Genomic DNA, 20,066 nt, shown 5'->3' with positions numbered 1-20,066 from the left:
TGGGGTAAGCTTTTTATTTGAATTCTTTTTAACTTAAGCTGTTGTTTGTTCTAATACTTTTTTGAACAAATCTTTTTGTTCTTGGCTTGGTTTAGCTGTTTGCAAAGCCATTAACTGAGACATATCGCCTTGAACTTTAATTTTACCAGTCATAAATGCTTGCATAGCTGCAGCCATATCAAACTCTAAGAATACTTTACGTAAAGTTTCAGCATCCATATTTAAAGTTGTTTTGGCATTTGAAGACAAACCTTTTTGGATTTTACCCCCATCTAAAGCTAATTCGGTATTTCCAGAAGCATCTGTAACTACTAAATTAATTGCCAAATTCGCAAGAGCTGGTGGCAAATTAAGATCACCTGCTTCAGCAGTTAATTTTTCGACAGTCGCAAACCAATCATCAGTTAAAAATGCAGGCATGATTCTTCCTCAAATTTATTTGTTCAATTTCTCTAGTTAGTTGTCTATCCAGACAACATCATATGAAGCACTTCTGCTTGTGCGTTGTTATAGCATGTAATTTTAAGGTTGGGCTATGACTTTTTGTACGGAACATTCATTTTTTAGTGTTTTGATACATTAAAGGCACTTGTTTATAAAGTGCCTTTAATTGACTTGTTTAAATATTTTATTCAGCAGCGAAACTTAAATTCACTACATCTAAACGATTTTTAAGTTCTTCAGGGTCTTTAAAATCGATCTCACGCTGAGAATCTAGTGCTTCAAAATCAAACAACTCACGGTCAGCTAACTGAGACGGAGAAACGTTTTGTAAAGCACCAAAAATACTGTGTAAGCGTTTCGGATATTGCTTATCCCACTCACGTAGCATTTCATTAAGCATGGCACGTTGTAAGTTCTCTTGTGAACCACAAAGGTTACACGGAATAATTGGGAACTTACGTAATTCGGCATATTTGATAATGTCTTTTTCTTCAACATAGGCCAAAGGACGAATCAAAATATTTTTCTTATCTGACGATAAAAGCTTAGGTGGCATTGCCTTTAAGCTACCGCCATGGAATAAGTTCAAGAAGAAAGTTGCAATGATGTCATCACGGTGATGGCCTAGCGCAACTTTGGTGGCACCAATTTCTTGAGCGAAGCCGTATAGCGAACCACGGCGCAAACGTGAACACACTGCGCAGTATGTTTTACCTTCAGGTGTTAAACGCTTGGTAATGGTATAAGTGTCTTTTTCCAAAATGTAATATGGAATGTTATTTTCTTCCATATAACGTGGTAAGACATCTTCTGGAAAACCCGGCTGCTTTTGGTCAAGGTTAACCGCAACAATGTCAAAATTGATCGGTGCAACACGTTTGAACTGTAACAAAATGTCGAGCAAGGTATAACTGTCTTTACCACCAGACACACACACCATGACCTTGTCACCATCTTCAATCATATTGAAGTCACGAATGGCATGCCCAACTTGACGGCGAAGCTTCTTAAGCAAACGATAATAAACCGAGCTTGTTGGAAGTTCAGGCTTAAAATTAAATCCTTCGTTGGACTCAACTGGCGCGTACATAGACGAGATATACCCATAAATAAAAATACCGCGCAATTTTATATGATTCAGACGGGAATCGCATCAAAAGAATAGTTTCAATTCTTGAAGTCGTCATAATGCTCAGGCATGATGCAAAAGTCGTGCTCCATTTTGACCGATGAGTTCATTTTTTGCGCAAAATGCTTACTTTTTGGACTTTTCCACAGTTTTCCACAAAACCTGTGGATAAAATTGTGGATTTCTTCGTGCTTGACAAACTGTTTTCACCTTCTGTTAAGGGTTTTATTTAAATTGATCATTTTTTAACCAATCATTTTTACCTTTAATTTTCAAATAGTTATTCAAGTCAATAGAATCATTTTAAAAATTTTTTTTAATTTTTTTTGATGATCATTCGAACAAAACAGCTTGATTTTTTAAAACAGCGAAAATAAAAAAAATTACACAAAACTTCTTTCTTTAATATTTTTTGATAAACTCTTTGACAAGTCTCGAATACCTTAAAATTGTGAATAACATAAAATGAAAAATTCGGTTCAATATCTTTTTTCTTGTTTGCTGGGGATAACCACTTTTTCGGTCGGTGTAACGTCGACTTTTGCGGGTCAGATGTACGTTTACCAAGACAAAAATGGCAGTACTTTACTGACTAACCGTAAAAGCTATGACAATTCACTCAAGAAAGTAAAAGTGACTTACTATCCTGATAGTAATATTCATAGTTATACAAACTGGGGCACTTCAGAAGCTTCTGTTCTACCGAGCTATAGCAAAAATAAAAATGCGTTTGACCATATTATTAAGCAGGCAGCACAACAGCACGGTGTATCTGAAGGTTTAATTAAAGCAGTCATGCATACCGAATCGGGTTTCAATGTAAATGCCCACTCTCCAGTCGGTGCCCAAGGCCTAATGCAACTCATGCCAGCCACTGCCCGTCGCTTTAACGTTTCTAACGCTTACGATCCTCAGCAAAATATCTTTGCTGGTGCAAAATATCTAGGCTGGTTGCTCAAGCGTTTTAATGGCAATACGCAAATGGCACTCGCAGCCTATAATGCTGGTGAAGGCAACGTTGATAAATACGGTGGTATTCCCCCATTTCGTGAAACCCAAGATTATGTTCGCCGAGTAACCAGTCGATATCAGAACTTATATTCTTCTGGGGTAAGCCTTTCATCTTTTACGAACTCAAATATTTCTACCCAGACTGTAAGTCGCCCAGAGTTACCTCAAGCCGCCACAACACAACAAGTATCGGCTAAACCTGTTAAATATTCTTCTGCACGCCAAATTGTGACTTTGGCTGATGGTACCTATACCGATGCACCGACAGGAACTTATGTCACCAATAACGCAACAGCAATTGCGCATATTAGAATCGAGTAAATTGAAACAACTCATGCATTGCAGTTAATCTTTTAACGAGGCCATTGTCTAAAAATTGTAATGATCTATTACCTGTACCTCTGTGTTTAGATGGGCCTTATAAATAACTTGTTTAATTTAAATACATTCTTATCCACTAAAGAATTTATTGATTCCTTATTTTTTTCTTGAATTTTTCCCCTAAGCGCCGCATATTAGCTGAGTGATTTATAATTTATAAATCAGATAATATTTTATTTATAAGAGGATTTTCTCAATGATGCGGATTGGTTTGTTTTTGCTTACCAACCTCGCGGTACTGGTTGTAGCTGGCATTATTTTGTCACTCTTCGGTGTCGGTAGTTACCATGGCGCGGGTGGCTTGAATCTAGGCAACCTTTTAGTCATCTGTTTTGTGTTTGGTATGGTGGGCTCGTTAGTCTCTCTATTTATGTCCAAATGGATGGCTAAAAAAACTACTGGTACAGAACTGATTGACCCAAATGCTCCTCGTAACCAAGCTGAAAGCTGGTTATTGCAAACAGTCGCTGAACTTTCTCAACGTGCTGGTATTAATATGCCAGAGGTTGGTATCTTTCCTTCATATCAGTCTAATGCCTTCGCAACAGGCTGGAATAAAAATGATGCCTTAGTTGCCGTTTCAAGCGGTCTACTTGAGCGTATGAACAAAGATGAGCTACGTGCAGTGCTTGCGCACGAGATTGGTCACGTTGCAAATGGTGACATGGTCACATTGGCACTCATCCAAGGTGTTGTAAACGCCTTTGTTATGTTCTTTGCTCGCGTAGTAGGTGACTTTATCGACCGTAATGTTTTTGGTCGTCAAGACAATGAAGCACCTGGTATGGGTTATTTCCTCATTACGATGGTTTTAGATATCGTGTTCGGTATCCTAGCTTCTGCTATTGTGATGTGGTTCTCTCGCTACCGTGAATACCGTGCTGATGAAGCAGGTGCACGTTTAGCTGGTAAACAAGCAATGATTTCTGCTTTATTACGTTTACAGGCAGAAACAGAGTTACCTGACCAAATGCCAAAAGAAATGAAAGCGTTCGCTATTGCGGAAGGTAAAGAACAAGGCTTTAGCTTGGCTGCATTGTTCCAAACTCACCCTTCGATCGAACAGCGTGTTGCAGCTCTACATCAGTTAGATTGCCCATAACACAGTGAATGAAAAGCCTCCAGTTGGAGGCTTTTTTATTAGGCTGAATGGGCAAGTCCCCAAAGAAAACTGATTCCCCACCACATTGCAAAACCAATCAAAATAAGCACAACCCCCCCCAATAAATCGGGTATATGTAGCCATAGCCAACTCACAATAGGGTTACGCCAGAAGGCTGACTGTTGCTGCTTCTTTTCAAGCTTTTCATGTAAATACGGATGCACAACATGCATATCACTTTGAATCGCATATTCTTCACGAATGTGGGTATGGACGACGTCTAACGCTTTTCTGCTAGGACGTATAAAAATATCGAAAATAGTCCCAGCAACTGGCACACAACCCACTACAGCATCGACTACAGCCAATTTTATGACTGGAGTGAGCTTATGCTGCGGTACACCAATTTGCTTGGCTTTATATATGGCATAGCAAGTCAGGACAAAACCAGCTACATCACCAGCAATAGGAATGGTACTTAGGGCCGCATCGGCCCCAATACCCTGCTTTGTAAAAGGAATACGGACTGCGCTATCCATCATGGTTGCGAATTTAGCCAGATCTCGTTCTAATGCGATGACCTGTTGCTGTGTTAGTTTTTTTTCTTGAGGCATCTAAATCAAATATATGAAGAGAAGTTAAACTTAATATACTTGATTTAATGCCTGATTTTAAATTGTTTGCTTTTAACTCGAAGCTTTCGCTTTAAACAGTGAGCGTAATAACACGTACATCACTGGAATAAAGAATAAAACCAGCACAGTACCAAACATCACACCACCTAAAATACTAATACCAATTTCTTGACGGCTCACCGCACCAGCACCCTGTGCAAACACAAGTGGAATCACCCCAGCACCAAAGGCTAAAGAAGTCATTAAAATCGGTCTTAAACGCAAGCTCGCGCCTTCTAGAGCAGCCTGAATAGCATTCTTTCCTTTCTCTTGAGCTAATGCAGCGAACTCAACAATTAAAATTGCGTTTTTACATGACAACCCAATCGTAGTTAAAAGTGCAATTTGGAAATACACGTCATTTGGTAAACCAAAGATATAAGAGAAAATGACACTTCCTCCTACACCTAGCGGAATAGAAGTCATTACAGCAGTAGGAATACTTAAGCTTTCATACAAAGCAGCTAAACATAAGAAAATAAAACCAGCCGAAATCAGATATAACCATACAGCCTGATTCGTCGACTTCTGCTCTTCAAAAGACAAGCCTGTCCAAGCTAAACCTATATCTTTTTGTTGATTTACGAGTTGTTCAACATCCTTCATGGCTTGACCAGAACTGCTACCACTCGCAACATCTGCCTGTAGCTGTAAAGCACTATATCCCATATAGCGTTTCACAATTTCCGGTGCCCCGCCCCAGCTAAAGTTCGCAAATGAGCTAAAAGGCACCATTTCATTTTGGCTATTACGCACAGACCAATTATATAAATCTTCAGGTTTAGATCTAAACTGGGCATCACCTTGAATCATGACGCGTTTAATACGGCCCCGATCAATAAAGTCATTTACGTAAGTTCCACCCCATGCACTCGATAACGTATTATTAATTGCTGAGAGTTCCAAACTATTTGCCAAACCCTGTTTCTGATCAATCTTGATATTCAGATTCGCTTTACTATTGGTAGACTGCTTATCAAAATTTTCGAAAGTTGAATAGTTTTTACTTTGAGTTTGTAACTGTCGGAACATCCCATCTAAGAAGTTTTGACCTTGACCATTTAAGTCCTGAATCCAAAAATCTAGACCATCCGTTTGGCCTAAACCATTTACTGAAGGTGGTAAGGTCACATTAATTTGAGCATTATTTAAACGACTAAAATATTTCATTGCACGCTTTTGTATAGCGTCAGCGGAGTTTTCTTTTGCAGTACGGACATCCCAAGGTTTTAAAGCAACAAAGCCTTGTGCTAAATTTTGTCCGGTACCGGCATTATTTCGACCGTAACGAATTAGAACCAAATCAACATTTTTATCTTCTTGTTTCAGAAAGTATTGGCGTACTTGCTCACCGATTTTCTGACTTTCAGAAATTGGAGCACTATCTACCAATTTAATTTGAACGCTTAAAATACCTTGGTCTTCTTTAGGAATAAATCCACTTTTTAAACCACTATAGAACAGCGTAAAAACTGCTATGAGCGCAACAAAAATCACAATAACTGATTTACTGTAATCAATACTCGTCTGAACAAGCTTGATATATTTATTCTTAAGTTGATCAATTTTTTGGTTAAACCAAATTGCCCAACGCTTAGGTTCAGAGTTCGGTTTTAAAATTAATGCACATAAGGCGGGGGTTAATACAAGTGCAACAACCAGCGATAGTGCCATAGCGGCAACTAAAGTAATGGAAAACTGGCGGTAAATCACCCCAATTGAGCCACCTAAAAAAGACATTGGAATAAAAACTGCGGTTAAAACCAAAGTAATCCCAACCAAGGCCCCACTAATTTCACCCATTGACTCAATCGCAGCTTCTTTAGGGCTTAAATGCTGTTCATGCATAAGCCGTTCAACGTTTTCAACCACCACAATTGCATCATCAACCAACAAACCTATGGCGAGTACCAATGCAAATAATGTCAATGTGTTAATACTAAACCCGAGCACATATAAGACAGCAAAAGTCCCTAGAATAACAACTGGCACGGTAATACTCGGAATAAGAGTGGCGCGCCAGCTTTGTAAAAATAGGAACATGACCAAAATAACCAGAATAATCGCTTCTACAAGGGTCTTAACAACTTCCTTAATTGACTCTTGAACAAACGGCGTATTATCTCTTGGATAAACGATCTTATAGCCAGCTGGTAATTTAGTTGCGAGCTGATCTAAGGTTTGATGAATGAGCTTAGAGGTCTGAATTGCATTTGCACCAGAAGATAACGAAATACCTAAACCTGCCGCAGGATAACCATTAATCGTATTAAAGGACTGGTAGTTCTCTGCACCAAGCTCAACTCGTGCAATATCTTTTAAGTAAACATAACTCGCCGTTTTATTCGACTTTACAACAATATTTTTAAAGTCCTCCACTGTTTTGAGTCGAGAACCTGCGGTCACTTTTGTATTTAAATATTGTCCATCAATGACTGGTAAATCACCAATTGCACCTGCAGCAACTTGGGTATTTTGGGCAGTGATTGCGTTGGCCACATCACTTGGCATTAAATTATATTGTTTTAACTTGTCCGGATTTAACCAGATACGCATCGCATATTGCGAACCAAATACATCAGTTTCACCCACCCCTTCAATACGGTTCAGGTTATCTACCACGTGCGTAGTTAAATAGTCTGATAGCTCAATATTTCCCGTTTTACCTGTCGAGTCATATAAACCAATTACCATAAAAGTATCACCTAGTGACTTACTGACTGTCACACCTTGGCGCTGAACTTCATCGGGTAAACGGCGTATGACACCGCTAATACTGTTTTGGACTTGGACCTGAGCAGTGTCTGGGTTGGTTCCATTATCAAAACTAATGGTAATTCGGCTACGTCCCGATGAATCACTTGATGAACTAAAATAGAGTAAGTGGTCAATCCCTTGTATTTGCTGTTCTAAAATTTGAGTCACACTTTGCTCAACCGTTTGCGCATCTGCGCCACTATAGTTGGCTGACACTGTAATCTTCGGCGGCGCGATATCTGGATATCGTTCTACAGGTAAATTCATGACCGAAAAAATACCGAAAGCCATAACAATGATCGCCAGGACATTGGCAAAAATAGGACGTTCAATAAAAAATTTAGATAGCATGGCTGCCCGGTATAGTGTCGTTAATTAACAGAAGTAAATGCCGCTTTGAGACCATGTGATCATCAACGAGCAATGTAAAAAAGACAAGTAGAATTAAAACAATAAATGTAATTAAGACAAAAACAAAGCGCGTTTGAATATTTCCAACAAAGCAATAAAGAACCAGTTAACTAGTGTCACTTAAAATTCATGAATTCTTCATGATCATGTCAAACTAAATCTTAATACTTGAGTCGTTTCAACTAAAACAATATGAGTAGAATTATGTTTAGAAAAGCACTTTTATGCTTAAGTTTAGTTAGCTTGGTCGGTTGTAATGACGATGATAAAATTGAGACGACACCAACTACACCAGAATATCAACTTCCTAAAATTTTAGTTATCGGACACCGTGGCGCTAGCGCTTTACGTCCTGAACATACGTTAGCTTCATATCAAAAAGCGATTGATGATGGTGCTGACTTTATCGAACCCGATCTGGTGTCAACAAAAGATGGTGTATTGGTTACGCGTCATGAAAACGAAATTGGTGGGACTACCAATATCAGTACTCTTACCCAATTTGCGGACCGCAAAACCACCAAAAATATTGATGGTGTTAATTTAACGGGTTGGTTTACTGAAGACCTCACCTTAAATGAATTACAACAAGTTAAAGCACGTGAGCGTATTCCTGAGTTCCGACCAGCAAATACAGCTTACAATGACCTCTATTCAATTCCGACGCTCGAACAAGTCATTGAACTTGCCGAAGCAAATTATAAAAAAACTGGCAAGATTATTGGTTTATATATCGAAACTAAACATCCGACTTATTTTAAAAATAAAAATTTGGCTATGGAGGACACACTTCTTAAAACTCTAGCCAAGTATCAATATACACGTGATATCGCACCTATCTATTTGCAGTCTTTTGAAGTCAGCAATTTAAAATATTTAAAAGATCAACTTGACCTTCATAAGACACTTAAACATGCACAAATCATTCAGTTATATGATGCAAAAACATCTCGACCAGCCGACTTTGTTGAATCTGGTGTATCTAAGACGTATGGTGATTTGGCCACAGCACAAAGCTTAAAAGATGTTGCTAAATATGCAAATGGCGTTGGCCCAAGCAAAAACTATATTCTTAATTTCAATACTGATGGTTCAGTACAAACCACTTCATTTATTAGCGATGCACATGCCGCTGGCTTAAAAGTACATCCATATACTTTCCGCCCAGAAAACAACTTTTTACCACAACCTTTAAAATGTAGCGATAAACCTGCTGAACGTTGTCCAACAGGTGCTTTAAAAGAGTTCGAAGCATATTTTAAAGCAGGCGTTGATGGTGTCTTTACCGATGATCCTGCACTTGGCCGTCAAGCTGTGACTAATTTTGAGAAAACAACAAAATAATTAAATACTTAATAAAAAATGGGGCATTGAATGCCCCATTTTTTTACTTCTCAAGACTGTTATTAAAATATAAAGGAATCCACTGATATTGCTCTGCATTCACTTTATATACATGGCCAATCCCCGGGAATGGCAAATGTGGAGCAGCTACCCATTGCTGTTTATTTGAAATTTCAGCAAACATTTTCAAACGAGTGTTAATTGCCTGCTCGGAATTTACATCAAAATCTACGCCAGTTTTTGGAGCATCAAACTGCAAAGAATGTGAGTGGACAATATCCCCTACAAAGACAATTTGTTGACCCTTGCTCTTTAAACGGAAACTATGATGACCTGGTGTGTGCCCTTGTGTATTGATTACTTCAAAACCTTGAATGACATCGCCATCTTTAAAGGTTTTGAATGCTTTTTTCGCTTCATAAGGTGCAAGTGCAGCTTTTACATTTTTAACAGTACCTAAATAATTTTCTTTTTGATTTGCTGGTACTGTTTTTTCAGAAGCTGGATTTAACCAGTAATCTGCTTCACGTTCATGCGCATAAATCGTTGCATTAGGAAATACTGCTTTTCCATCTTTAGCAATTCCACAAACATGGTCTGGGTGCAAATGTGTCAATAAAACCGTTTTCACGTTAGCAAGTTGATAGCCTGCCAGTTCAAGATTTTTAGCAATCGACCCCAACTGCGGGCCAAAACAGCTTGAGGCACCGCTATCAACAAGCGTCAAACTTTTACCGTCATCTACTAAAAATGCATTTACCGAAGTTTGAATGCCCTTCTCATTAACAGCTGCATACTTAGTTAAAATTTTAGTCTTCTCAGCCTGACTCAAATTTTTGAATAATTTAGGGTCTAAATAAATGGTGCCATCAAGTAAAGAGGTGATGCGGTAATTACCAAATTGATGCTTATAATATCCCGGTACTTGCTGAGCTGAAGCAGGCTCTGCATAGCTTACATGTAAGCCACCCATGACAAGTCCTAATGCTACAAATAGTTTTTTCATCTCTTCTTCTCTATCAAGTTATAAAGTCAAAATCTTTAAAAAAGATTTAATATTTTTTTTGAGGGCCGCGATATATAATGCATGAAAAGTGTTAAAAATATAAGTGAATGAATAGTTATTCTCCCTACAAAGGCAAAAGCGGACTCAAGCGCATCTTGAATGCGACAGGTTATTCAATTTCAGGATTTAAAGCAGCTTATAAAAATGAAGCCGCTTTCCGACAAATTGTTTTAATTAATGTCGTGCTTATCCCTACTAGCTTTTTCCTAGATGTGACTCGTGGTGAACATGCACTTATGGTCATTGTATGTTTATTTGCAATTATTGTAGAACTATTCAATTCTGCGATTGAGGCAGTAGTTGACCGCGTATCACTTGAAAAACATCAACTCTCTAAAAATGCCAAAGATATGGGAAGTGCTGCACAGTTTGTTGCACTGTTTATTATTGCAGTGACGTGGCTTATCATTTTATTAGGCTAAAAAAAACCATGCTTATAAAAGGATAAGCATGGTGTAACAAAAAAGAGGAACTACAGCTACTGTTCCTGACTATAAGTTTAAGAATATCAACTTAACTTTTTCTTAATTTATATATGAAATAAAAAAAAATCCCTGCAAATGCAGGGATTTTTTTATTTAGACGTTGATGTTGAATTACATCATGCCGCCCATTCCACCCATACCGCCCATGTCTGGAGCAGCTGGTTTGTCTTCAGGAATGTCAGTAATCATACATTCTGTAGTCAACATTAAGCCAGCAACAGAAGCAGCGTGCTCAAGTGCAGAACGAGTTACTTTAGCTGGGTCAAGAATACCCATTTCTAACATATCGCCATATTCGCCAGTTGCAGCGTTATAACCGAAGTTACCTTCACCACCCTTAACAGCGTTGATCACTACAGATGGCTCATCACCAGCGTTCGCAACGATTTGACGAAGTGGAGCTTCGATCGCACGACGTAAAATGTTGATACCTGCAGTTTGGTCTTCGTTAGCACCTTTCAAGCCGTCAAGAACGTTTACAGCACGTACAAGCGCAACACCACCACCTGCAACAACACCTTCTTCAACTGCTGCACGAGTTGCGTGAAGAGCGTCGTCTACACGGTCTTTCTTCTCTTTCATTTCAACTTCAGTTGCTGCACCGATTTTAATTACAGCAACACCGCCTGCCAATTTAGCAACGCGTTCTTGTAATTTTTCACGGTCATATTCTGAAGTAGATTCTTCGATTTGAGCACGGATTTGTTGAACACGCTCAGCGATAGCAGCAGCATCACCAGCACCATCAACAATAACTGTGTTTTCTTTAGAAACAGTGATTTTGTGCGCTGTACCTAAATCTTGAAGAGTCGCTTGTTCTAAAGACATACCAACTTCTTCAGAAATAACAGTTGCGCCAGTCAAGATTGCGATGTCTTGAAGCATAGCTTTACGACGGTCACCGAAACCAGGAGCTTTAACAGCACATACTTTGATAATGCCGCGCATGTTGTTTACAACAAGAGTTGCAAGCGCTTCACCTTCAACATCTTCAGCGATGATAAGAAGTGGTTTACCAGTTTTAGCAACTGCTTCTAAAACAGAAATCAATTCACGAATGTTGCCGATTTTTTTGTCAACAAGAAGGATGAATGGGTTTTCAAGTTCAGCAGTCAAAGTATCTTGCTTGTTAGCAAAGTACGGAGAGATATAACCACGGTCAAACTGCATACCTTCTACAACGTCTAATGCGTCTTCAAAGCCAGAACCTTCTTCTACAGTGATTACGCCTTCTTTACCTACTTTTTCCATTGCTTGAGCAATAAGTTTACCAACAGTAGTATCAGAGTTAGCAGAGATAGAACCAACTTGTTCAATTGCTTTGAAATCATCAGCTGGTTTAGCAATAGAACGGATATTTTCAACTACAGTTTTTACTGCAATGTCGATACCGCGTTTTAAATCCATTGGGTTCATACCAGCAGTTACTGATTTGATACCTTCGTTTAAAATTGCTTGAGCAAGTACAGTCGCAGTTGTTGTACCGTCACCTGCGATGTCGTTAGTTTTGCTTGAAACTTCACGAACAAGTTGAGCACCCATGTTTTCAAACTTGTCTTTTAATGAAATTTCTTTAGCAACAGTCACACCGTCTTTAGTGATGTGCGGCGCACCGAAAGAACGGTCGATCACAACATTACGGCCTTTAGGACCTAAAGTCACTTTAACCGCATCTGCAAGTACGTTTACGCCTGCAATCATTTTTGAGCGAGCTGAATCACCAAATTTTACGTCTTTAGCTGACATATTAAACTCCGAATCTTTTTAAATACTGAATCTGATAATGAATTGAGTTATGAATCGATTAGCCTTCTAATACAGCTAAGATGTCTGACTCTTTCATGATTAAGAGTTCTTCACCGCTTACTTTAACTGTTGTACCTGCATAAGTACCGAATAACACTTTGTCACCAACTTTAACATCCAAAGCACGTACGCCGTTATCAGTGATTTGACCATTACCTACTGCAATTACTTCACCTTGAGATGGTTTTTCAGCAGCAGAACCTGGCAATAAAATACCACCAGCAGTTTTGGTTTCTTCTTCTACACGACGAATCACAACGCGATCATGTAATGGACGAATGTTGCTCATAGTTAACTCCATCAGACTTAGTCTTTTTGATTAATCGTTATTGCCTTAATCCAGAGCAATAACAAAATATTTAGATGTCACTTTTGTGGGGATGAAAAAAAAGGCTTCAAGGGGAAAATGAAAAAAAACTTGTCTTTTTTGGTCGTTTTTTAACAGGTTATTGAGAATTATTGTAAAAATAACTAGTAAATAACCAAAAAGTTATTAGGCATCTTATCTCATCCAATTAAATGACTCTCTTTCTGAATAATTTTAAGGAAGTAACAATACTCTGAAAATCTGGAATAATTTATTGATTTATATAAAATTTCCAATCTCTATAACTGTGAGCATTTTCAAAACCAACCAATTCTTGAGAAAAGTTCTTAATTTTTATAGGCCTTTTAAATGATGGACTATAAACACCTATAATTCCATTTTCCTTATTTCTAATGACTTCAAAGTTTTTAAATGCTCAAAGAGATGATGAAGCGAACTATTGGGCTACTTATAATTATATAATGGGATTTGCGAATGGAATTTCTCTAGGATTAGGACAGCCTATTAGTAATTGGTTTTATGGTTTTGAAACAGCAGATATCAACTCATCTGCCTATAGCTTCGGTAGTTTACCCTCACTTGTTTTATCTACTATTGGGGGCGGTGTACGTAGTATGACAATGGCGGGGGCACCTGCGAAAGGTTTTGAATTTTCTCATTGGGTACCAAGTCGCTTTGTAAATACAAAGCAAACTGAAAGTAGAATTTCTTTTTTAGATAATGATTTTGGTAAATGGTTGGTTCAAAAAGGGAATAAATGGAACGGTAACTATGTTCCTACAAAAACACATGCTCTATCAGATCCATTTAGATACCAATTTATGCCAAAAACATTTAAAGAAGTTAATGCAATGCCTTCTACTTACATTCAGCAATATAATAGAATCCCGTTAGTATATAAAGGTGCTATTGTAGGTGGAGCTTATGGTTCTGTTGGGATAATCAAAAATGATTAATTGGTTCAAGAAAAAACTATATGGTTTGAATGAGTTAAATAAGCTAGAAATGCTGATTTTAGATAACATTCGTAATAAGCTTTCACCAGAAGTTACACCCTTATGGGACAAACAAATAAGAGCAATTAATAAAGTTCAACGACTTCCGCATGGAGTAGAAAGTGATTTTTACGTCATTGACTTAAAAACTGGTAAACCAGTCTTTGATGACACCTTGCGTTTTCCCAATAGGACCGAGGAACTTCTATTAGCAACTACAACACTCAAATTTGAATCTAATAAATTAGATGTTGATGTATTTTGTGTAAATGGCCGACTCTTTTGCATAATCTACAAAGGTAGCGCTTTATATTGGATTGAATTAATTGAAAGTATTGATGAATTCAGCAGCCATTTAGAAATTCAAACTAAGTTACACGAAAACTTACTATTAAACAAAAAATAGATATTCTGCTAAACGGATTGGTTAATTTCATTAGCCAATCCGTACTATCTCCCTATCAGATAATCCATACCAGAAAGAAAATACTATAAAAAATTCAACCATCAACCATCAATACACACCAACACTCTCAAACTAATCTTATTAAGATTTGTACTAGAAGCGAGCTCGTAACTATTATGGCTTGCTACCTTAATTATCAATACCCTCTTTGGTATTATCTATACCTATGACAAAAATGGTAACCGTTTAAGCCTTGCCGCAACTGGTACGCATCAACAACCTCAAGCCAATGTGGCTTATACCTATACAGGTAATAAGTTGGCAACTATTGGTGGAACTGCTGTTTCTCATACCGCCAATGCTGAGTTGATCTATGGTGGTTTTACGCCAACTTATGACAATGCCGGTAACCGTCGTGAAGATAAAACGACTGGTGGTGCTGCAACTGCGCCTCAGTACTACATGACTTATAACCATAAAAACGAACGTACTGTTCGCGGTTATACTGCCAACAGTACTGCATGGAAAGCCAATGCTGTTCAGTTCGTTTACGATGAAAATAGTCACTTGATTGGTGAATATAATGCCGATGGCATACCAATAGTTAAGTATGTATGGTTAGGTGATAAACCTGTTGCTGCAATCTATGGCTCTGGGACTACAACCAAAACTTACTGGATTGCGAGCGATGCTCAAAACACTCCACATCGTTTAATTGATACTGCTGATGGTACCACTACTGTTTGGGCGTGGGACTCGACTGCATTCGGTGTAGGTACACCAGATGTTCAGAATATGAACTTTAACCTGCGCTTTCCTGGTCAGTACTATGATGAAGTGACTAAACAGCACTATAACCATAACCGTTTCTATAACCCTGTATTAGGCCGTTATGTAGAGCCGGACCGTATTGGTTTAGAAGGTGGGTTGAATCCTTATACTTATGCAAATGGAAATCCTATTACTAATGTTGACCAGAAAGGACGCGCTGTTGAAAGAGCAGATCAACAACCTGCTTGGAGAGTTGGTATAACTGCACATTATCTTCTCAGTAATTGGGTTAATTTTAATTACAATATGAAGGGTAATTTTAACTGGAAATCTGAACTAAGTTTCAATACCTTGGGACGAAATGGCCGAGCTGATTTAACATATTTTAATCCATTACAAAAAGTTGGTTCTATCTGGGAATTGAAGCCTATGAGCTATGCTTCAGGTTTGAAGTTTGGACAAAGTATTAATCAAATACAAGGGTATGTACTTCAAGCCCAAAAGCAATATGGAGGAAATTGGTCAGCAGGGATACAAGGTGGAATCCTTTACCATTTACGAATTTAACACTAACTGGATTGGTTGGGATGACTCCATATTGCTTTGACTACAATATTCTAAACCCGCAAGCCGGTCTACTAGGATATAGTGCTACCCCTATTAGTTTCAGTGATTATTTAAAAGTACCATTTTTCAACTTTGACTCATCTATTCAATTAAAACCTAATAGGAGCTTTGATTATGGATATAATAATACTTCGGGTAATGGAGGAATGTTCCATCCTGCTCCAGAAATGCTTCATATAGTACCTTAATTATTACAACGAAAGATGGTTTATTAAACCATCTTTCTAAACATGCAGGGAAATAATATGGATCAAGTTGATTTATTTAAAAAGTATTTTAATCAATTCCTTTTAGAAAATTCTAAAAAAATGTTAGAAAAATCTTTAATTTTAACTACATTTGATAAAGACTGTTATCTTCTGATGCAAGCATTTAATCTATGTAAATATGAAAATGAGAATATAGTTTTCGAAAAAGATGATATAAAATATAGAATAGAAAGTATATTTAATGATGTCATAAAATATTCCTATAGCATTAGTAAACCATCAGATTTCTTTACAAATGAACACATCATTAATTTTAGTGAGCAATTTAACTTTATTAAAGAAATTCCTTCAAATTACTATTTAAAATTTCATAATTACCAAATAAAATTATACCAAAATTACTGGGCAAAAATTGATAAAGAAAAAATAGATTTCTTTAATAAAAAAATATTATCAAATAAAAATATAAATGGGGAAATATATACATATTTTCTACAATTTTTTTTAGGTAAAGAATATTCAATAAATAAAATACCAAATGGTTTAATTTTAGAAAAAATAGTTAATGATCAAATTATTTTTTTTATACAAGTAGATATAAAATTTATAGATCATGAAATAAAAAAATATGGAAGATTGCCTCCATTTCCAATATTTATTAAAGGAGGTTTTTTTATAGATTCATATAAATTCTTTTTTAATAGAATTGAACATCCAGCAATAGATAGTCTAAGTTTTCATCATGGACTATACCAAGAAAGTGCATCTACTGAGCTAAAGTGGTTATTTATTCTTTGTGATATCGCTGCATACTATATCAATATGTGCTTCGATTTTTATGAAGAAAGTCTTCTAGAATATATTAAAAAATATAGTTAATTCTACGGATTGATTGACAGCTTTACTTATAGTAATGCTGACCGTCTGCTGACCGAAGCTCGTGCAAATGGTGCAACAAGTGTCTTTGGTATTACCTACACTTATGACAAAAACGGTAACCGTTTAAGTCTTGCTGCAACCAGTACTCATCAACAACCGCAAGCCAATGTGGCTTATACCTATACGGGTAACAAGCTTGCCACTATCGGTGGAGCTCCTGTTTCTCATACCGCTAATGCTGAGTTGATCTATGGTGGCTTTACGCCAACTTATGACAATGCTGGTAACCGTCGTGAAGATAAAACTACTAGTGGTGCTGCAACGGCTCCTCAGTACTACATGACTTATAACCATAAAAACGAACGTACTGTTCGCGGTTATACTGCCAACAGTACTGCATGGAAAGCCAATGCTGTTCAGTTCGTTTACGATGAAAATAGTCACTTGATTGGTGAATATAATGCCGATGGTGTACCACTAGTTGAGTATGTATGGTTAGGTGATAAACCTGTTGCTGCAATCTATGGCTCTGGGACTACAGCTAAAACTTACTGGATTGCGAGCGATGCACAGAATACTCCACGTCGTTTAATTGATGCTGCTGATGGTACCACTACTGTTTGGGCGTGGGACTCGACTGCATTCGGTGTAGGTACACCAGATGTTCAGAATGTGAACTTTAACCTGCGCTTCCCTGGTCAGTACTATGATGAAGTGACTAAACAACACTACAACCATAACCGCTTCTATAACCCAGTGTTAGGACGTTATGTGGAACCTGACCGTATTGGCCTAAAAGGTGGATTAAATCCTTATATCTATGCTGGCGCAAATCCTATTACGTTTGTAGATGCAACAGGCTTAGCAAATGAATATAATGTCGGCAATAATCGAAATGCTATTGAAAAAATTGCTCCACAATCTTTAGGTGGTAACTATCATGCTAGAGTTGACTCATATAATTTAAACAATCAAAGAACATTTGAAGTCCATGTTTATCGAAAACAGGGTACGAAACTTATTGAACAAGGTATATGGAATGCTGATGGTAGCTTTAAGCCCAAACATGATATTAAAGTTGCACCTAATCTCCCTATCGATGTAAGAAACCAATTAAAAGGAACCATGATTTCTGAATTAAGAAAATTAGACCAATTACCTGCAAAGGGTTATTCAAATATTAAAAGTTTTCAAACAGAAGTAGGAAGTGCAAATACACGATTAGGGACTTTAGGTTCATTATTGTTTATTACTCCATTAGTAGAGCAACAACTGCACCCAGAAAGATTCCAAAATTTAAATACTATAGAAAAATTATCATTGATAATGTTACCTGAAGATATTCGAAAACATGAATGTCTATCTTCAGGACAATACTGCAATACTATTTCTCCAAAATTTTAATTAAAGGAATTAGACGATGTCTCTAGATGATTTAGTTCAACGATCAATTAAAAATCTTGAACAAAAGCATATTTTTAAAGATAAATCTAGAGGAGTAGATATTATTATAGTCAAGATATACCCGCGCATAGGCTTGGGTTACGGTGGGCAGTTACAATTAGATTGGTGGACAGGAAAAGAGATTCGCGCTATTGCTGAAGATCATCTTGGAAATTATATTATCCGCCATAGCTCAGGCGCTGTTTCGTATCTTGATATCGATAAAAAAATAACGTTTGAATTAAGCAATAGTATTAAGAACTTTTTAACTGCATTACAATAAATTAAATCTTATTACCTTTAAGATCATAAAAAAGAGCCTTGATAAAAACTATCAAGGCTCTTTTTTAATATATTATTGTTTCTATGCCTCAGTATTACATGAAGTATAAGCATAAAAACGAACGTACTGTTCGCGCTTATACAGCTAACAGTACTGCATGGAAAACTAATGCTGTTCAGTTCGTTTATGATAAAAACAGCCATCTAATTGGTGAATACAATGCCGATGGTGTACCACTAGTTGAGTATGTATGGTTAGGGGATAAACCTGTTCTATAATAAAACCTATTGCATACTCCGTAGCTTATGAAATGAGCTAATTCTTCTTATACTGCTATTTCTCGAGCAAGACATTATCAGGAAGCAAATCAAAATTTATTATCTGCTATGAAAAGTGATCCTCAGTTTTCAAGTACCATCAAAAATATGGGAATAAACATATCGCTTACCTCAACAGGGCTTGCACCGAGAACCTCTCCAGCCGGATGGACCTGACACCATAATGTAGAACCTAGTAAAATGCAGTTAGTTCCTAGAAATCAGGAAGTCCTTTGACCTATTTTCCATCCTAATGGAAAAGGCGGATATTCAATTTGGGGGGAAATAACTATATGAACTTACTTAATATTGTATCAAATATAAAGAATTTTTCAGATGAATATACTATTTATGCTGAATCTCCTTGGACAACTCTATCAGATGCGATAGTCATAGAAGAACCTGAAGACGGAGCAATGAAAATAAATGACCGTGATAAAGTTTATGAATATTTTCTTGAAATATTCATTGTAAAGGATCTGCTAAGTGATCTATCACAAATACCAAGCTTCAATAAACTCACTGTTGAAGATCAGGTTAATAGAATAATAGAATATGCGATTAATGATGCTTAATCCCAATAAATAGAGAGGGTTAACTCTCTCTATTTATTTTAAAAAGTAATAAAATGGACATATGACGGCTAAACCTAGAGCTGGTATTGTTGCTCGCAATGTATCTGAGTCATTAACATCTCATAGAGTTATAGCAAAGGATATTATGGAACTTCGTAGAGTTTACTCAGATATTCCCAATATCCAATTGCAATACTTGATCAACATGAATAAGACGATGTATCAAGCCTATCTTAAGAAAAAATAATGAGGAGATATAAATGAATTCGAAAGTTTTTATTAATAAGTTAAAAGAAGTTATTTTAAATGACTATATAGTTACTTATAAGGAAATTTATGAATCTACCCAAATTGATAAAAATATAGAGAAAGATCCATATTGGCTTAATACTTTAAATTTTTATCAATCTTTACCTTTAAAGGAGAAAGAAATATTATTCAAAATAATCCAACAAACTATTATTGACACTACAAGTACAGTCTTAGGTATCATTGATGGTCCAGTTTCTTTAGATGGAGTACGAGGGGATTTTCAACTCACATACCATTCCCCTGAAGAAGATAAAGTTATATTAAATGGAGATTTACAAGATGACTTTTTATCAACCACAAATATAACCTAG

Annotated in this window: 20 protein-coding genes; 13 read left to right on the top strand and 7 right to left on the bottom strand. The window is 36.9% G+C overall.

What is annotated here, in order from left to right; all coding sequences use genetic code 11:
* Nucleotides 1-33: 33 nt before the first annotated feature.
* Nucleotides 34-420 (bottom strand): SCP2 sterol-binding domain-containing protein, encoded by a 387-nt coding sequence (locus NE363_RS04210; protein ID WP_004699680.1) that lies wholly within the window; start codon nt 418-420, stop codon nt 34-36.
* Between the two features lie 208 nt (nt 421-628).
* Nucleotides 629-1,534, bottom strand: a complete 906-nt coding sequence (gene ttcA / locus NE363_RS04205; RefSeq protein ID WP_004699678.1) for a tRNA 2-thiocytidine(32) synthetase TtcA — start codon at nt 1,532-1,534, stop codon at nt 629-631.
* A gap of 504 nt (nt 1,535-2,038) precedes the next feature.
* Here ttcA and NE363_RS04200 point away from each other — a divergent pair.
* Together NE363_RS04200 and htpX are read left to right on the top strand one after the other, a co-directional pair.
* Entirely contained in the window at nt 2,039-2,905 is an 867-nt protein-coding gene (locus tag NE363_RS04200; RefSeq protein WP_445535885.1) for a lytic transglycosylase domain-containing protein, read from the top strand.
* Between the two features lie 256 nt (nt 2,906-3,161).
* Nucleotides 3,162-4,067: a protease HtpX gene (htpX, locus tag NE363_RS04195; RefSeq protein WP_004699673.1), complete on the top strand. Its 906-nt coding sequence runs from the start codon at nt 3,162-3,164 to the stop codon at nt 4,065-4,067.
* A gap of 38 nt (nt 4,068-4,105) precedes the next feature.
* On the opposite strand, the gene NE363_RS04190 is transcribed toward htpX, so the two are convergent.
* Nucleotides 4,106-4,681 carry a DUF4112 domain-containing protein gene (locus NE363_RS04190; protein ID WP_445535884.1) on the bottom strand — a complete coding sequence of 192 codons (576 nt, stop codon included), beginning with the start codon at nt 4,679-4,681 and terminating at the stop codon, nt 4,106-4,108.
* A 72-nt stretch (nt 4,682-4,753) separates the two neighbouring features.
* Nucleotides 4,754-7,849, bottom strand: a complete 3,096-nt coding sequence (locus tag NE363_RS04185) for a multidrug efflux RND transporter permease subunit (protein ID WP_445535883.1) — start codon at nt 7,847-7,849, stop codon at nt 4,754-4,756.
* Between the two features lie 264 nt (nt 7,850-8,113).
* Between NE363_RS04185 and NE363_RS04180 the strand changes: the two genes are divergently transcribed.
* A complete protein-coding gene (locus tag NE363_RS04180) occupies nt 8,114-9,253 on the top strand; it encodes a glycerophosphodiester phosphodiesterase (protein WP_086497540.1) in 1,140 nt (379 codons plus the stop codon).
* 43 nt (nt 9,254-9,296) lie between these two features.
* Here the strand turns inward: NE363_RS04180 and NE363_RS04175 are convergent, their stop codons facing one another.
* Entirely contained in the window at nt 9,297-10,259 is a 963-nt protein-coding gene (locus NE363_RS04175) for an MBL fold metallo-hydrolase (protein WP_191028906.1), read from the bottom strand.
* Between the two features lie 107 nt (nt 10,260-10,366).
* On the opposite strand from NE363_RS04175, the gene NE363_RS04170 reads away from it, so the two are divergent.
* On the top strand, nt 10,367-10,741 hold the full coding sequence (locus NE363_RS04170) for a diacylglycerol kinase (RefSeq protein WP_445535882.1): 375 nt from the start codon (nt 10,367-10,369) through the stop codon (nt 10,739-10,741).
* Nucleotides 10,742-10,915: 174 nt separating this feature from the next.
* Here NE363_RS04170 and groL read toward each other — a convergent pair whose 3' ends face one another.
* Together groL and NE363_RS04160 are read right to left on the bottom strand one after the other, a co-directional pair.
* Complete coding sequence (groL, locus tag NE363_RS04165; protein WP_068935468.1) at nt 10,916-12,550, bottom strand: chaperonin GroEL; 1,635 nt, start codon at nt 12,548-12,550, stop codon at nt 10,916-10,918.
* A 58-nt stretch (nt 12,551-12,608) separates the two neighbouring features.
* Nucleotides 12,609-12,899, bottom strand: coding sequence for a co-chaperone GroES (locus NE363_RS04160; protein ID WP_004652030.1), 291 nt, complete (start codon nt 12,897-12,899; stop codon nt 12,609-12,611).
* Between the two features lie 431 nt (nt 12,900-13,330).
* Between NE363_RS04160 and NE363_RS04155 the strand changes: the two genes are divergently transcribed.
* The 9 genes from NE363_RS04155 (at nt 13,331) to NE363_RS04115 (ending at nt 20,066) form a co-directional block, all read left to right on the top strand.
* A complete protein-coding gene (locus NE363_RS04155) occupies nt 13,331-13,894 on the top strand; it encodes a hypothetical protein (protein WP_445535881.1) in 564 nt (187 codons plus the stop codon).
* The gene (locus NE363_RS04150; protein WP_445535880.1) at nt 13,887-14,339 is read left to right on the top strand and encodes a hypothetical protein; all 453 of its coding nucleotides are present in this window, start codon (nt 13,887-13,889) and stop codon (nt 14,337-14,339) included. The genes NE363_RS04155 and NE363_RS04150 overlap by 8 nt, the downstream gene beginning before the upstream one ends.
* Before the next feature lie 291 nt (nt 14,340-14,630).
* Nucleotides 14,631-15,677: an RHS repeat-associated core domain-containing protein gene (locus NE363_RS04145; RefSeq protein WP_445535879.1), complete on the top strand. Its 1,047-nt coding sequence runs from the start codon at nt 14,631-14,633 to the stop codon at nt 15,675-15,677.
* A 305-nt stretch (nt 15,678-15,982) separates the two neighbouring features.
* Nucleotides 15,983-16,825 carry a hypothetical protein gene (locus NE363_RS04140; protein ID WP_445535878.1) on the top strand — a complete coding sequence of 281 codons (843 nt, stop codon included), beginning with the start codon at nt 15,983-15,985 and terminating at the stop codon, nt 16,823-16,825.
* Nucleotides 16,826-16,834: 9 nt separating this feature from the next.
* On the top strand, nt 16,835-18,229 hold the full coding sequence (locus tag NE363_RS04135) for an RHS repeat-associated core domain-containing protein (protein ID WP_445535877.1): 1,395 nt from the start codon (nt 16,835-16,837) through the stop codon (nt 18,227-18,229).
* A 16-nt stretch (nt 18,230-18,245) separates the two neighbouring features.
* Nucleotides 18,246-18,551, top strand: a complete 306-nt coding sequence (locus NE363_RS04130; RefSeq protein WP_068935489.1) for a hypothetical protein — start codon at nt 18,246-18,248, stop codon at nt 18,549-18,551.
* 98 nt (nt 18,552-18,649) lie between these two features.
* Nucleotides 18,650-18,829 carry a hypothetical protein gene (locus NE363_RS04125; RefSeq protein ID WP_445535876.1) on the top strand — a complete coding sequence of 60 codons (180 nt, stop codon included), beginning with the start codon at nt 18,650-18,652 and terminating at the stop codon, nt 18,827-18,829.
* Between the two features lie 332 nt (nt 18,830-19,161).
* Nucleotides 19,162-19,443, top strand: coding sequence for a hypothetical protein (locus tag NE363_RS04120; protein WP_445535875.1), 282 nt, complete (start codon nt 19,162-19,164; stop codon nt 19,441-19,443).
* Between the two features lie 260 nt (nt 19,444-19,703).
* On the top strand, nt 19,704-20,066 hold the full coding sequence (locus NE363_RS04115) for a transposase (RefSeq protein ID WP_445535874.1): 363 nt from the start codon (nt 19,704-19,706) through the stop codon (nt 20,064-20,066).

It is taken from the genome of Acinetobacter sp. G18, assembly GCF_052660225.1.
The sequence above is the reverse complement of the archived record's forward strand: the minus strand, read 5'-3'. Positions and strand labels throughout refer to the sequence as shown.